Annotated in this window: 17 protein-coding genes; 7 read left to right on the top strand and 10 right to left on the bottom strand. The window is 54.7% G+C overall.

All coding sequences use genetic code 11. The features are described 5' to 3' along the window. Positions 1–58 precede the first annotated feature (58 nt). From hycI to hycA, 9 genes are all read right to left on the bottom strand, one after another. Positions 59–529 (bottom strand): hydrogenase maturation peptidase HycI, encoded by a 471-nt coding sequence (hycI, locus tag FEK46_RS02850; RefSeq protein WP_130207626.1) that lies wholly within the window; start codon positions 527–529, stop codon positions 59–61. Further along, a complete protein-coding gene (gene hycH, locus FEK46_RS02855; RefSeq protein ID WP_001291918.1) occupies positions 522–932 on the bottom strand; it encodes a formate hydrogenlyase assembly protein HycH in 411 nt (136 codons plus the stop codon). The genes hycI and hycH overlap by 8 nt, the downstream gene beginning before the upstream one ends. Continuing rightward, positions 929–1,696 carry a formate hydrogenlyase subunit HycG gene (gene hycG / locus FEK46_RS02860; RefSeq protein ID WP_000067399.1) on the bottom strand — a complete coding sequence of 256 codons (768 nt, stop codon included), beginning with the start codon at positions 1,694–1,696 and terminating at the stop codon, positions 929–931. Before hycG ends, hycH begins: the two co-directional genes overlap by 4 nt. After that, a complete protein-coding gene (gene hycF, locus FEK46_RS02865; RefSeq protein WP_000493785.1) occupies positions 1,696–2,238 on the bottom strand; it encodes a formate hydrogenlyase subunit HycF in 543 nt (180 codons plus the stop codon). The genes hycG and hycF overlap by 1 nt, the downstream gene beginning before the upstream one ends. Positions 2,239–2,247: 9 nt before the next feature. Beyond that, entirely contained in the window at positions 2,248–3,957 is a 1,710-nt protein-coding gene (hycE, locus tag FEK46_RS02870) for a formate hydrogenlyase subunit HycE (RefSeq protein WP_001288134.1), read from the bottom strand. Positions 3,958–3,974: 17 nt separating this feature from the next. Continuing rightward, on the bottom strand, positions 3,975–4,898 hold the full coding sequence (hycD, locus tag FEK46_RS02875; RefSeq protein WP_130207628.1) for a formate hydrogenlyase subunit HycD: 924 nt from the start codon (positions 4,896–4,898) through the stop codon (positions 3,975–3,977). A 2-nt stretch (positions 4,899–4,900) separates the two neighbouring features. Continuing rightward, the gene (gene hycC, locus FEK46_RS02880) at positions 4,901–6,727 is read right to left on the bottom strand and encodes a formate hydrogenlyase subunit 3 (protein WP_130259322.1); all 1,827 of its coding nucleotides are present in this window, start codon (positions 6,725–6,727) and stop codon (positions 4,901–4,903) included. After that, on the bottom strand, positions 6,724–7,335 hold the full coding sequence (gene hycB, locus FEK46_RS02885) for a formate hydrogenlyase subunit HycB (RefSeq protein ID WP_001079186.1): 612 nt from the start codon (positions 7,333–7,335) through the stop codon (positions 6,724–6,726). Before hycB ends, hycC begins: the two co-directional genes overlap by 4 nt. 124 nt (positions 7,336–7,459) lie before the next feature. Beyond that, positions 7,460–7,921, bottom strand: coding sequence for a formate hydrogenlyase regulator HycA (hycA, locus tag FEK46_RS02890; protein WP_130207632.1), 462 nt, complete (start codon positions 7,919–7,921; stop codon positions 7,460–7,462). Positions 7,922–8,132: 211 nt separating this feature from the next. Here hycA and hypA point away from each other — a divergent pair, with 211 nt between their 5' ends. From hypA to FEK46_RS02925, 7 genes are all read left to right on the top strand, one after another. Beyond that, positions 8,133–8,483 (top strand): hydrogenase maturation nickel metallochaperone HypA, encoded by a 351-nt coding sequence (hypA, locus tag FEK46_RS02895; protein ID WP_130207634.1) that lies wholly within the window; start codon positions 8,133–8,135, stop codon positions 8,481–8,483. 3 nt (positions 8,484–8,486) lie between these two features. Next, complete coding sequence (gene hypB, locus FEK46_RS02900; protein WP_135559290.1) at positions 8,487–9,359, top strand: hydrogenase nickel incorporation protein HypB; 873 nt, start codon at positions 8,487–8,489, stop codon at positions 9,357–9,359. Next, entirely contained in the window at positions 9,350–9,622 is a 273-nt protein-coding gene (gene hypC / locus FEK46_RS02905; protein WP_000334874.1) for a hydrogenase 3 maturation protein HypC, read from the top strand. Before hypB ends, hypC begins: the two co-directional genes overlap by 10 nt. Next, positions 9,622–10,743: a hydrogenase formation protein HypD gene (hypD, locus tag FEK46_RS02910; RefSeq protein WP_130207636.1), complete on the top strand. Its 1,122-nt coding sequence runs from the start codon at positions 9,622–9,624 to the stop codon at positions 10,741–10,743. Before hypC ends, hypD begins: the two co-directional genes overlap by 1 nt. After that, the gene (gene hypE, locus FEK46_RS02915; protein ID WP_130207638.1) at positions 10,740–11,750 is read left to right on the top strand and encodes a hydrogenase maturation carbamoyl dehydratase HypE; all 1,011 of its coding nucleotides are present in this window, start codon (positions 10,740–10,742) and stop codon (positions 11,748–11,750) included. The genes hypD and hypE overlap by 4 nt, the downstream gene beginning before the upstream one ends. A 71-nt stretch (positions 11,751–11,821) precedes the next feature. Then, positions 11,822–13,900 carry a formate hydrogenlyase transcriptional activator FlhA gene (gene flhA, locus FEK46_RS02920; protein ID WP_130207640.1) on the top strand — a complete coding sequence of 693 codons (2,079 nt, stop codon included), beginning with the start codon at positions 11,822–11,824 and terminating at the stop codon, positions 13,898–13,900. 44 nt (positions 13,901–13,944) lie between these two features. Continuing rightward, positions 13,945–14,373, top strand: a complete 429-nt coding sequence (locus tag FEK46_RS02925; RefSeq protein WP_131162378.1) for a TOBE domain-containing protein — start codon at positions 13,945–13,947, stop codon at positions 14,371–14,373. A 40-nt stretch (positions 14,374–14,413) separates the two neighbouring features. Here FEK46_RS02925 and FEK46_RS02930 read toward each other — a convergent pair whose 3' ends face one another. Further along, the gene (locus FEK46_RS02930; RefSeq protein ID WP_130207644.1) at positions 14,414–14,758 is read right to left on the bottom strand and encodes a nitrous oxide-stimulated promoter family protein; all 345 of its coding nucleotides are present in this window, start codon (positions 14,756–14,758) and stop codon (positions 14,414–14,416) included. Positions 14,759–14,972 lie beyond the last annotated feature (214 nt).

Consider the following 14,972-nt stretch of genomic DNA (forward strand, 5'->3'; position numbering starts at 1 on the left):
GCTATCAGTTCTGATTCCCTCATCAAGAACATCCCTGTCCTGATTCCTTACTGAAAAACTACTCTTCTTCCACCGCTAACTGCGTAAATCCGCCGTTCCCTTCCCAGCCTTCCAGTCGTTGATAAACGGTTTCAACCGCATCTTTAATCGGCTGGGTCATCGGGTAGTAAAAGCCGACGATATCCGGCTGGATGCCGAGGAAAATCACTTCGCCAATATCTTCTTTCAACTGGTCGATAAGGTAGTTCAACGGCATGTTATGGGTAGTCATCATAAACATCTCGGCGATGTCATCTGGGTCGATGATGCGGATCTCGCCGGGGTTTAGCCCCATATCAGTGGCGTCGACAATCAGCAGTCGTGTCGGGCGCAGTTCGCGGATGGCGACAATGTCGTTTTCCGGTGCGCTACCGCCATCAATCACCACCCAGTTACCTTTCGGCGCGGCGGCGCACTTTTCCGCCAGCAGCGGACCTGCGCCATCATCGCCCATCATGCTATTGCCAACACAGAGTAAAACGTCAGTCACGCAATCTCCTCACCATCAAATAGATGGCGTTTTCCTGATGAATATCGTGCAGCATACTTAACAGCATTGTACTCCATTCCTTCTGCTGCGAAGTTTGCGCTGCCCGGGCTTTATCGAATGCGTTGGCCAGCATCGGCACATGGTTAATGTCGATGACGATCTCACCATATTTCGGCACGCCTTCCATTTTGCGGCGGGCTTCGCTGCCCGCTTCCAGAGTAGCAATCCATGCCAGATATTCATCCCACGGGCAGGTGAGCGCCGCTTCCAGGCAATCGATAACCCCAAGGTGGTGACCAATCGCCAGGCTGTAATAGACCACCTGCTGCGCCTCGGCGGGCGTGGCATCGTTCTCATCAATAAATTTACGGCTCAGTTGACTGAACACCACCTTTTCACTCATCGGATACGCGCCTCTTCAACAACATGATTCAGATGGCTGACAATCTCGTTCAGACGCGGATCGTTTTCCGCTTCCAGCCAGCGTGCAACCTGTTCTTCGCCCTGCCCTAACTGTGTCAGGAAGTCATCGGCAATCTGACGACCGTAGCGGTAACCCGCCAGGCGGCGTGCTTCGCGATCCACTTTCACGCGCAGCGGCTGCACCATATCGCCATGCAGGATCTCAGCCGGTTGTTCATCCTGCTCACCCGGGCCACGGGCGTGAATTTTCTGCTCCAGCAGGCCGAGTGCCATTGCAAAGCCGTACAGCGTGGCGGCTGGTGTTGGCGGGCAGCCAGGGATATAAACATCCACCGGGACGATTTTATCCGTACCGCCCCACACGCAGTAAAGATCGTGGAAAATGCCGCCGCTGTTGCCGCAGGCACCGTAGGAGATACAGATTTTCGGGTCCGGCGCGGACTGCCACGCACGTAGCGCAGGGGATCGCATTGCACGGGTTACCGCGCCGGTAAACAGTAAAATATCCGCATGACGCGGTGACGGAACGACTTTAATGCCGAAGCGTTCTGCATCGAAAAGTGGCGAAAGCGTGGCGAAAATTTCGATTTCGCAGCCGTTGCAGCCGCCGCAGTCCACGCGGTAAACGTAGGCAGAACGTTTGATTTTTTTCAGTAACGACGCCTTCATGCTGGCGATGGACTCATCCACCGTCATCGGGACCGGAATGCCGTTGGCGTCACGGGGGCCTAATAAATTGCTCATCAGATGGCCTCTTTCATATGGCGAGTCAGTTCAATACGGTCGGACGGCACCAGGCATTTCTGGCGCTTACATTCCGGGCAAGTCTCAAAGCTTTCGCGGTGGTTTTCCGCGCGGCTGTCGCCGTTGTGCTTAAGCAGCGCAATGGCGTAGTCGATCTCTTTCTGAACGGCGAAAGGACGATTGCAGACGCGGCAGTTGCACAGCGCAAAGCGGGACTGTTGCAGGAAATCTTCTTTCTTCCACACCGCCAGTTCGTACTCTTGCGACAGTTTGATCGCCGCCGTTGGGCAGACTTCTTCGCAGCGTCCACAGAAGATGCAGCGCCCGAGATTAAACTCCCAGGCAAGCTCTCCTGTGGCGAGGTCAGTTTCAACCGTTAAGGCGTTTGACGGGCAGGCATTGACGCAGGCCGCGCAGCCGATGCACTGCTGCGGGTTCTGCTCTGGCTTACCACGGAAGTTTTTATCAACCGCAATCGGCTCCAGCGGATAAGACGAGGTCGCCGTGCCGGTTTTGATGACTTTTTTGATAAAGGTAAACATGGCGATTCCTTATTTCAGCGGCGAGTTTTTACGCTCAATGCTGTAGCGCTCAAGTTCTTTGTACGGCACCACTTTGCTCTTCTTCTTACGTACATCGACCACGGTCATGCGGTCGGTACAGGAGTAGCAAGGGTCCAGGCTACCGATAATCAGCGGCGCATCGGAAACAGTGTTGCCACGCAGCATGTAGCGCAGGGTCGGCCAGTTCGCGTAGGTCGCGGCACGGCAGCGCCAGCGGTACAGCTTCTGGTTGTCACCGGTCATGCTCCAGTGGATATCATCGCCGCGCGGCGCTTCGGCAAAGCCCAGCGCGAAACGGTGCGGAATGTAGGTAAAGCCTTCCACCATCAGCGGGCCGCCCGGTAGGTTATCCAGACCGTAGTCGATCATGTTCAGCGCGGTATAGACTTCGTTGATACGCACCTTCAGACGGGAAATAACGTCGCAGCCCTGCTCGCTGTGGACTTCCATTGGCAGCAGGCCATAACCGACAAACGGGTGATCGGCGCGGGTATCGCGGGCGTGACCGCTGGCGCGGACCATCGGGCCAACGTTACTGAAATCGCGGGCAATTTCCGGGTCCAGACGACCAATGCCAACGGTGCGCTGTTCCATGTTCGGAGTGCTCAGCAGCACATCCACCAGCTCCTGCACTTCACGACGCATCTGCTGTGCCAGTTGACGGGTCTGGATCATGTCATCTTTCAGCAGATCGCGACGAATCCCGCCGATCAGGTTCAGGCCGTAAGTTTTACGCGCACCGGTAAGGATCTCTGCCATTTTCATTGAGGTTTCACGCACGCGGAAGAACTGCATAAAACCGGAGTCAAAGCCAGTGAAGTGGCAGGCCAGGCCGAGGTTCAGCAGGTGCGAGTGCAGGCGTTCCACCTCCAGCAGAATGGCGCGGATCATCTGCGCACGTTCTGGCACCTGAATACCCATCGCGTTTTCCACTGACGTGGTGTAGGCGGTGCTGTGGGCGAAGCCGCAGATCCCGCACACACGGTCAGAGAGGAAGGTCACTTCGTTGTAACCCATGCGGGTTTCCGCCAGTTTTTCCATGCCGCGATGGACATAGAACAGACGGTAGTCGGCGTCGATAATGTTTTCGCCATCAACGAACAGACGGAAGTGGCCCGGTTCGTCGGAAGTGACGTGCAGCGGACCAATCGGCACGACGTTGTTTTTCTTGTCGCCCAGTTCGTTGATGAACTCGTAGGTTTCAGCATCGGTGGTCGGTGCCGGACGTTGACGATAATCCATGCTGTCTTTACGCAGCGGATAAAGTTCATCCGGCCAGTCATCCGGCAGCACCAGACGACGTTCATCCGGCAAACCAACCGGAATCAAACCGTACATATCGCGCACTTCGCGCTCGCCCCACACCGCCGCCGGAACGCGTGGCGTCACGGACGGATACTCCGGTTTGTTGGCGTCAACTTCAACACGCACGGTTACCCAACATTTGGTGCCCTTCTCCATCGACAGCACGTAGTAAACGGCGTAATGACCGTTCAGTTTGCGTTCGTCGTTACCAAACAGCACCGACAGCCAGCCGCCCTGTTTGTAGTAGAGGAACTCCACCACTTCCGGCAGATAGTTCACCTTCACGGTGACAGTCAGCTGATCTTTGGTCTGCCAGGCGTGGTCCAGCACGACGCCCGGAAATGCCTCATTCAGCGCGGCGAGATAATGTTGACCTAATTTTTCTTCAGACATGCTCAAACTCTCTTTAATCACGCCGCCAGCAAGGAGACGAACGCTAAAAATGCAAAACCAAAACCAGCCCAGGTAATGCGCGGAGTAATATCAAGACGCAGACGGGCCATGCTGTTTTCGAATAGCGCGATAACCAGTACGCCGACCACCAGTTTGACGATGGCAATCACCAGCGCCAGCAGCAGCCCACCAGCGGTGAAGGTTTCCATTTGTCCCCACGGAATAAACACCCCGACGAACATCTGCAACACCACCAGCTGTTTCAGGCTGATACCCCATTTCATTACGCCAAAACCGCTACCGCTGTATTCAGAGAGCGGGCCTTCCTGCAACTCCTGCTCGGCTTCCGCCAGGTCGAACGGCAGTTTGCCCATTTCGATAAAGGTGGCGAATGCACAGGCACAAAGCGCCAGCACCAGCGGGATGCTCTGGCTCAGCGGCCAGTGATAAACGGTGTCGGTGATGTTGCTGATATTGGTGGAACCAGCAACCTGCGCGGCGACCCACAGACCAAGCAACAACATCGGTTCGACCAGCACGCCAAGCATCGCTTCACGGCTCGCGCCGATGGCGGTAAACGGGCTGCCGGTATCCAGACCAGAAATGGCAAAGAAGAAACGCGCGATGGCGAAGAGATACAGTAAGGTGATCAAATCAGCCAGTTGCGGCAGCGGAGAACCAACGGTTACTACCGGCAGCGCAGTAGCGATAGTCAGCATGACACCCACCATCACATACGGCGTCAGGCGGAACACCCAGCCGGAGGCATCCGGGCCAACGCTCTGGCGGCCCAGCAGTTTGATAATGTCGCGATACTCCTGCAACACGCCCGGCCCGCGACGGTTATGCAGACGGGCGCGCGCCACGCGGGTTATACCGGAGAGCAGCGGCGCAACGGCAAATAACACCAGCGCCTGAATTAACGGATATAAAACACTCATTCTCAGGCTCCTCGTGAAACAATAATCACCACCAGTACCGCCAGTTCAACCAGCGCCATCCGGCGGAACAGCAACGCACTACCTTCGCACTGCCAGCCCGGCACCAGCGACACCGGATTCAGCCATTTGCGCAGTTTCAGCACTGGCGCAAACGCCTGTTTAACCGGCATGGCAAAACCGTGAGCGGTAATCACCATTGATTTTTCGTGGTCGTAGCCGCACACCCAGGCCGCGCCACGGGAACGTGACGGCAAACGGTCGCCTTTGCAAATCGCCATGATGATGAATGGCAGCAGCGGGCAGGCAATCAGCAGCAGTGTGATCATCGGTTGAGAAACGGTGGTGTTGGCGGGTTCCAGCGGCAGAGGTACAGCAGCCGACAGCATCGGCAGCAGCCACGGCGCAGCAACACCGCCAATTACGCAGCAAATCGCCAGTGCCACCACGCTGACGCTCATCAGGAGCGGCGCACAGGTGGCGTTTTCGGCTTCTTTGGTACGCGGCGCACCGAGGAACGTGACGCCATAGACTTTCGCCATACACATCACCGCCAGCGCACCGGTAATTGCCAGCCCCACAGCGAGCAGCGGCCCCAGCAGACGGGCAACAAACGCGCCGCTATTGCTCAGTTTGAAGAAGGATTGATAGATAACCCATTCCCCGGCAAAACCGTTCAGCGGCGGCAGCGCAGCCATTGCCATCAGCCCGACTAACATAGCGATGGAGATAACCGGCATTTTCTTGCCAATACCACCGAGTTTTTCGATATCGCGATGACCGGTACGGAACCAGACGCTCCCGGCCCCGAGGAACAGTACGCTTTTGAACAGGCTATGGTTAAGCAGATGGTACAGACCACCGACCAGACCAAGGGCAATCAGCGCCGGTTGTTCAAGCGCGATACCCGTTACGCCAGCGCCCAGCCCCAGCAGGATAATGCCGATATTTTCCAGGGTGTGGTAAGCCAGCAGACGCTGGATGTTGTGCTCCATCAACGCATACAGACCGCCGACGAACGCGGTGATCATGCCGAGCACCAGCAGCGCGATCCCCCACCACAGCGGCGCGTTACCACCCAGCAGCGACAGGGTTAAAATGCCCAGCAGGCCAATTTTCATCACCACCGTAGAAAACAGCGCGGCAGCTGGCGCAGAGGCGTTAGCATGTGCCTGCGGCACCCAGCCGTGCAGAGGAATAATCCCGGCCAACAGGCCAAAGCCAATCACACCGAGCAGCCAGATATCGGAACCGAGCGGCAGTTGCTGCACACGCAGATCCAGCAGGCGCAGATCCAGCGTGCCGTAACGCTGCCAGACCAGCCAGCAGGCAATCGCCAGCAGCAAAGTACCAAGACGCCCCAGCGCAAACCACAGTTTGCCCTCTTTACTGTTGCTGGTGAGGAACACCGCGCACAGGGCCATGATTTCTGCCATCACAACTAACATGCCCAGGTTGCTGGCGATGACGGCACAGACGGCCGCAGCCATCAACATATTGATCTGCAAGCCGTTGCACTTCACCTGCGCGTGGCGATGCCAGTCAATGTTGTAGAGGCTGACAAACAGACCGCACAGGCCGAGCGTAATCAGCCAAATCGCGTTAAGCGGAGAGATTTGCACATCGTAGCTTATCAGTGACAGCGCACCGCTCACGCCAACCGCGCCAGTCAGCACGGTGAAACCTGCCGCTGCGGTGTACAGGCTACCAACCGCGCCGCCAATTCCGGCAATCCAGCCGCTTAGTGCCTTATGAAAAGAAAAGAGAAATGCCAGAACAGCGGCGGCGGCAAACCACGCCACGCCGCTATTGATCAGGGAAATTGCGCTCATTTAGCCTCTCCACTTTGAGCCTGCTGAAACAAGGTGAGATCGCCAAAGTCCGTGTTAAAGGTCAGCTCACGCTTACGTTTGCTAACGCGGGCGATATCGGTGTTATCCACCAGATGCAGGGCTTTGGTCGGGCACATCCGCACGCAGGCCGGACCTTGTTCATCAAAGCTACAAAGGTCACATTTGACGGCGATCGCGCGAATACCTGGCACCCAGTCAAGCAGCGTGCTGACACGCGCCGGAGCAGGCGGTGCCGGTGGCGCTTTCGGGGTATTGGCATTTGCAGGAATATCCAGCGGACGGCTGCCGGAAAATTCGATTGCGCCGAACGGACAGGCAATGCCGCACAGTTTGCAGCTTACGCACAGGCTTTCATTCAGCTGCACGGCCCCATCAACACGAGTGATAGCATTAACCGGGCAGACCACCGCACAGGGCGCATCTTCACAGTGGTGACAGAGCTGCGGCGCAGATTCTTTTTCATTTAGCATCACTCTCAGGCGCGGCATAGACTGAAGGCCGTGCTGGCGATGCGTCTCTGAACAGGCGGCCTCACAGGTGTGGCAGCCGATACAGAGCGTGGAGTCAGCAATTACAAAACGATTCACCGGGCATTCCTCAGGTGATTGTCATTTTTGACGAAAACATGCCGATGAAATGTCATTTTCGACACTCATCGACACGCCCATCCCCAAACAGGCATGATGCCTGCAAACCGGACAAAGCCTCAGCTCATGCTGCTGAGCTTTGCCCCTTTACCAGTTGGCTTAAATTCACCGGCGTATTGTTCTCAATGGCGGTGTATAAGTTGTCGTAAACACCAGCGATTTTTTCGAGATAGTGTTCCAGAACCTGTTCGCGATTGCGGATGTTGACCTTGCCATCAATCATGCCGTCAATGCTTAACTGAGCCTGTGCAATCAGCTGCTTGTCTTCGCCGTCTTTCGTTTCGACGTAGTACTCGATGGTGTGGCTGTTAAAACCATCCGCCAGGGTGACGTAAATGCGAAAATGTTCAAAAAGTACGAAACAGAGTTCTTTATCTGGCGCGCAACTCATGGCGTGGTGCAGACGCGCTTTTGATAACGTGATCCCCTGAACCAGCGAATTGCAGTAGATATGCCACTGGTCCTGTAGGCGACGATGCCGCTGTGCGATGTAATCGGCTTTCTCGCTTATTTCCCAAATAGTCATTGTCAGGTTACCCGTTTAACAGAGATGCCAGCCTTAAGCATTTTTTGTGCCAATTTTTAATTTATTGTTATTCATATACTTTTCATAAGACAGCCGACTTTCGACGCCATGACGACGTGTCATTTCGACATCATCGACATTGTTCACATCAGGGATAATCAACACTGGCATAATTATTGCTTGTCACGGGCAACAGTTAATGGGAGGCGATATGCACGAAATAACCCTCTGCCAGCGGGCACTGGAATTGATCGAACAGCAGGCCATACAGCACGGCGCAAAACGCGTAACTGCGGTCTGGCTCAAAATTGGCGCATTTTCTTGTGTCGAAACCAGCTCTCTTGCCTTTTGTTTTGATCTGGTTTGCCGCGGCAGCGTGGCAGAAGGTTGTAAACTGCACCTCGAAGAACAAGAGGCCGAGTGCTGGTGTGAAACATGCCAGCAGTATGTAACGCTACTGACCCAGCGCGTCCGCCGCTGTCCACAGTGTCATGGCGACATGCTGCGCATTGTGGCAGACGACGGTTTACAGATTCGGCGGATAGAAATAGACCAGGAGTGAGCGATGTGTACAACATGCGGTTGCGGTGAAGGCAACCTGTATATCGAGGGTGATGAACATAACCCTCATTCCGCGTTTCGTAGCGCGCCATTTGCCCCGGCGGCACGGCCGAAGATGAAAATCACCGGCATTAAAGCGCCTGAATTTACCCCGAGCCAGACCGAAGAAGGCGACCTGCATTATGGTCACGGCGAAGCTGGCACTCATGCACCGGGTATGAGCCAGCGTCGGATGCTGGAAGTCGAAATTGACGTGCTGGACAAAAACAACCGTCTGGCTGAACGCAACCGCGCGCGCTTTGCTGCCCGCAATCAGTTGGTACTCAACCTGGTTTCCAGCCCTGGTTCCGGTAAAACCACCCTGCTGACGGAAACTTTAATGCGCCTGAAAGATAGCGTTCCGTGTGCGGTGATTGAAGGCGACCAGCAAACCGTGAACGATGCCGCACGCATTCGCGCTACCGGCACACCAGCGATTCAGGTGAATACCGGTAAAGGCTGCCATCTCGATGCACAGATGATCGCTGATGCCGCACCGCGCCTGCCACTGGCCGATAACGGTATTCTGTTTATCGAAAACGTTGGTAACCTCGTATGCCCGGCCAGCTTCGATCTCGGTGAAAAACACAAAGTGGCGGTGCTTTCCGTTACCGAAGGTGAAGACAAACCGCTGAAATATCCACATATGTTTGCCGCCGCCTCACTGATGCTGCTCAACAAAGTTGACTTGCTGCCGTATCTCAGCTTTGACGTTGAGAAGTGCATCGCCTGCGCCCGCGAAGTCAATCCAGAAATTGAAATCATCCTTATTTCCGCCACCAGCGGCGAAGGGATGGACCAGTGGCTGAACTGGCTGGAGGCACAGCGATGTGCATAGGCGTTCCTGGCCAGATTCGCACCATTGACGGCAACCTGGCGAAAGTCGACGTCTGCGGCATTCAGCGCGATGTCGATTTAACGCTAGTCGGCAGCTGCGATGAAAACGGTCAGCCACGCGTGGGCCAGTGGGTACTGGTTCACGTTGGCTTTGCCATGAGCGTAATTAATGAAGCCGAAGCGCGTGACACTCTCGACGCCTTACAAAATATGTTTGATGTTGAGCCGGATGTCGGTGCGCTGTTGTATGGCGAGGAAAAATAATGCGTTTTGTTGATGAATATCGCGCGCCGGAACAGGTGATGCAGTTAATTGAGCATCTGCGCGAACGTGCTTCACATCTTTCATACACCGCCGAACGCCCTCTGCGGATTATGGAAGTGTGCGGCGGTCATACCCACGCCATCTTTAAATTCGGCCTCGACCAGTTACTGCCGGAAAACGTTGAGTTTATCCACGGACCTGGTTGTCCGGTGTGCGTTCTGCCGATGGGCAGAATCGACACCTGCGTGGAGATTGCCAGCCATCCGGAAGTCATCTTCTGTACTTTTGGCGACGCCATGCGCGTACCGGGGAAACAGGGGTCGTTGTTGCAGGCAAAAGCACGCGGTGCTGATGTGCGCATCGTCTACTCGCCAATGGATGCGTTGAAACTGGCGCAGGAGAACCCAACTCGTAAAGTGGTGTTCTTCGGCTTAGGGTTTGAAACCACCATGCCGACCACTGCCATCACTCTGCAACAGGCAAAAGCCCGCGATGTGCAGAATTTTTACTTCTTCTGCCAGCACATTACGCTGATCCCCACGCTGCGCAGTTTGCTGGAACAGCCGGACAATGGCATCGACGCGTTCCTCGCGCCGGGCCACGTCAGTATGGTAATTGGCACCGACGCCTATAATTTTATCGCCAGCGATTTTCATCGTCCTCTGGTGGTCGCTGGTTTCGAACCTCTTGATCTACTGCAAGGCGTGGTGATGCTGGTAGAGCAGAAAATAGCGGCCCACAGCAAGGTAGAGAATCAGTACCGGCGAGTGGTGCCAGATGCGGGTAATTTGCTGGCACAACAGGCGATTGCTGACGTCTTCTGCGTCAATGGCGACAGCGAATGGCGCGGCTTAGGCGTGATTGAATCGTCTGGTGTGCACCTGACGCCGGATTATCAACGATTCGATGCCGAAGCACATTTCCGCCCAGCACCGCAGCAGGTTTGCGATGACCCGCGCGCACGTTGTGGTGAAGTATTGACCGGCAAATGTAAGCCGCATCAATGCCCGCTGTTTGGTAACACCTGTAATCCTCAAACCGCGTTCGGCGCACTTATGGTTTCCTCCGAAGGAGCATGTGCCGCATGGTATCAGTATCGTCAGCAGGAGAGTGAAGTGTGAACAATATCCAACTCGCCCACGGCAGCGGCGGCCAGGCGATGCAGCAATTAATCAACAGCCTGTTTATGGAAGCCTTTGCCAATCCGTGGCTGGCAGAACAGGAAGATCAGGCACGTCTTGACCTGGCGCAATTAATGGCAGAAGGCGATCGTCTGGCCTTCTCCACTGACAGCTACGTCATCGACCCGCTGTTCTTCCCTGGCGGTAATATTGGCAAGCTGGCGATTTGCGGCACGGCCAATGACGTTGCGGTCAGCGGCGCTATTCCGCGCTATCTCTCCTGTGGATTTATCCTCGAAGAAGGATTGCCGATGGAGACGCTGAAAGCCGTGGTTACCAGCATGGCAGAAACCGCCCGCGCGGCAGGCATCGCCATCGTCACTGGCGATACTAAAGTAGTACAGCGCGGCGCGGCTGATAAACTGTTTATCAACACCGCTGGCATGGGCGCAATTCCGGCGAATATTCACTGGGGAGCACAGACGCTAACCGCAGGCGATGTGTTGCTGGTTAGCGGTACGCTCGGCGACCACGGGGCGACTATCCTTAACCTGCGCGAGCAGCTGGGGCTGGATGGCGAACTGGTCAGCGATTGCGCGGTACTGACGCCACTGATTCAGACGCTGCGCGACATTCCCGGCGTGAAAGCGCTGCGCGATGCTACCCGTGGTGGAGTGAACGCGGTAGTTCATGAGTTCGCGGCAGCCTGCGGTTGCGGTATTGAACTTTCAGAAGCAGCGCTGCCGGTTAAACCTGCCGTGCGTGGCGTTTGCGAGCTGCTGGGTCTTGATGCCCTTAACTTTGCCAACGAAGGTAAGCTGGTGATTGCTGTAGAGCGTAACGCGGCAGAGCAAGTGCTGGCGGCGCTGCGTTCCCACCCACTGGGACAAGATGCAGCATTAATTGGCGAAGTGGTTGAGCGTAAAGGTGTTCGTCTCGCTGGACTTTATGGCGTGAAACGAACTCTCGACCTACCACACGCCGAACCGCTACCTCGTATATGCTAATAAAAATCTAGCCCCTGGAATTTGTCATTTACCTTTTGCACCGCTTAGCGGTGCTTTCCTGGAAGAACAACATGTCGTATACACCGATGAGTGATCTCGGGCAACAAGGGTTGTTCGACATCACTCGGACACTATTGCAGCAGCCCGATCTGGCCTCGCTGTGTGAGGCTCTTTCGCAACTGGTAAAGCGTTCTGCGCTCGCCGACAACGCAGCTATTGTGTTGTGGCAAGCGCAGACTCAACGTGCGACTTATTACGCGTCGCGTGACAAAGACAATCCCATTAAATACGAAGACGAAACCATTCTGGCACATGGTCCGGTGCGCAGCATTTTATCGCGCCCTGACACACTGCACTGCAGCTACGAAGAATTTTGTGACACCTGGCCGCAACTGGCTACGAGTGGGCTATACCCCAAATTTGGTCACTATTGCCTGATGCCGCAGGCCGCGGAAGGACATATTTTTGGCGGTTGTGAATTTATTCGTTATGACGATCGCCCGTGGAGCGAAAAAGAGTTCAATCGACTGCAAACATTTACGCAGATTGTTTCTGTTGTCAGCGAGCAAATTCAGAGCCGCGTCATCAACAATGTCGACTACGAACTGTTATGCCGGGAACGGGATAACTTCCGCATCCTGGTTGCCATCACCAACGCGGTACTGTCTCGCCTGGACATGGACGAGCTGGTCAGCGAAGTGGCTAAAGAAATCCACTACTACTTCGATATCGACGATATCAGCATCGTCTTACGTAGCCACCGCAAAAACAAACTCAACGTTTACTCTACTCACTATCTCGATAAACAGCATCCCACTCACGAACAGAGTGAAGTTGATGAGGCCGGAACCCTCACCGAGCGCGTATTTAAAAGCAAAGAGATGCTGCTGCTTAATCTCCACGAGCGAGACAATTTAGCCCCCTACGAACGCATGTTGTTCGACACCTGGGGCAACCAGATCCAGACGCTGTGCCTGCTACCGTTGATGTCTGGCAACACCATGCTGGGCGTGCTGAAACTGGCGCAGTGCGAAGAGAAAACCTTTACCACCACTAACCTGAGTTTGCTGCGCCAGATTGCGGAACGTGTGGCGATTGCCGTGGATAACGCCCTCGCCTATCAGGAAATCCACCGTCTGAAAGAGCGCCTGGTTGACGAAAACCTTGCTCTGACCGAACAGCTCAATAATGTGGATAGCGAATTTGGCGAGATTATTGGTCGCAGCGAAGCCATGTATAGCGTGCTCAAGCAGGTTGAGATGGTAGCGCAAAGCGACAGTACCGTACTCATTCTCGGTGAAACGGGGACGGGTAAGGAACTGATTGCCCGCGCGATCCACAATCTTAGCAACCGCAATGGTCGGCGAATGGTGAAGATGAACTGCGCCGCCATGCCTGCGGGATTACTGGAAAGTGACCTGTTTGGTCATGAGCGTGGTGCCTTTACTGGTGCCAGCGCTCAGCGCATTGGTCGTTTTGAACTGGCGGATAAAAGCTCGCTGTTCCTCGATGAAGTGGGCGATATGCCGCTGGAGTTACAGCCGAAGTTGCTGCGCGTATTGCAGGAACAGGAGTTTGAACGCCTCGGGAGCAATAAAATCATTCAGACGGACGTGCGTTTAATCGCCGCGACTAACCGCGATCTGAAAAAAATGGTCGCCGACCGCGAGTTCCGTAGCGATCTCTACTACCGCCTGAACGTCTTCCCGATTCATCTGCCGCCGCTGCGCGAGCGCCCGGAAGATATTCCGCTGCTGGCTAAAGCCTTTACATTTAAAATTGCCCGCCGCCTGGGTCGTAATATTGACAGCATTCCTGCCGAGACTCTACGCGCATTGAGCAATATGGAATGGCCAGGTAACGTGCGCGAACTGGAAAACGTCATTGAGCGCGCGGTGTTGCTGACACGAGGTAACGTTCTACAACTCTCTTTACCCGATATCCCTCTGTCAGAACCTGAAACACCACCGGCCGCGACGGTCGTCGCCCAGGAAGGCGAGGATGAATATCAACTGATTGTCCGCGTATTAAAAGAGACGAACGGCGTGGTTGCCGGGCCAAAAGGCGCTGCACAACGTCTGGGGTTAAAACGCACCACTCTGCTGTCACGGATGAAGCGGCTGGGGATAGATAAAGCGGCATTGGTTTAACAGATGTGGTTATACTCGATCAACATTCAATGAAAGGAGGCAGTATGGCAGTTTCAGCAAGAAATCAATTAACCGGAACAGTTAGCGCAGTCGCAATGGGCGCGGTGAATGATGAAGTAGAACTGACGCTGGCAGGTGGCGCAAAGCTGGTAGCGGTTGTTACCCACAGTAGCCAGCAAGCCCTGGGGCTGGCAAAAGGGAAAGAAGCGATTGCCCTGATTAAAGCCCCGTGGGTAACGCTGGCAACGGAAGACTGTGGACTGAAATTCTCTGCTCGCAACCAGTTTGCTGGCAGCGTTTCGAAAATCACCGAAGGCGCAGTGAATGCCACTGTCCATATCAAAACAGATGCGGGTTTTGAAGTTGTGGCAGTGGTAACCAATGAAAGCCAGGATGAAATGAAACTCACCACAGGATCGCGCGTTATTGCATTGATCAAGGCATCAGCAATCCTGATTGCGACCAAAGCGTAAGCGCCGTATTTGCCGGAGAGAATAAATTCCTCCGGCAAATTTATTTCTTCCGGCGATATTTTTCCGGCAGTTCTGGTACTGGACGTTTATCATCAATCAGATGACGCACGGTTAAGATCGGATGACGCCACAGCATTCTCGGCCCCGCCCACCGCATAATCTGCTTCATCTCTTCACGCTTCGCAGGCTGGTAACAGTGCACCGGACACTGTTTACAGGCCGGTTTCTCTTCGCCAAACACACATTTATCCAGCCGCTTTTGCGCGTAAGCAAACAGCGCATCGTAATGCTCCGGCTCCGCTGACGCCTGCGGGCATTTCGCTTGATAAAGATCGATCATTTTTTTAATCGTCAGTTTTTCACGAGAGATACGCTTGCCGGACATGCTGCCTCCATACTCTTAAGGTGCATTTATATTACAACTTAATTCTAAAGGGGACTATGGCTCTGAAGGAGGAGGTTTCTTCAACCGATGTAATTTTGCGATCTTGTTTCATAGTCATCACGCAAAAGCTGCAAAGCAGCATTTTTCGCGGAACCGGCATCAAGAACTGACCTTTCGCGTCTTCCCCTGAAATGATTAACTCCGGTATCATGTG

The organism is Escherichia sp. E4736 (genome assembly GCF_005781225.1).
Lineage (GTDB): Bacteria > Pseudomonadota > Gammaproteobacteria > Enterobacterales > Enterobacteriaceae > Escherichia.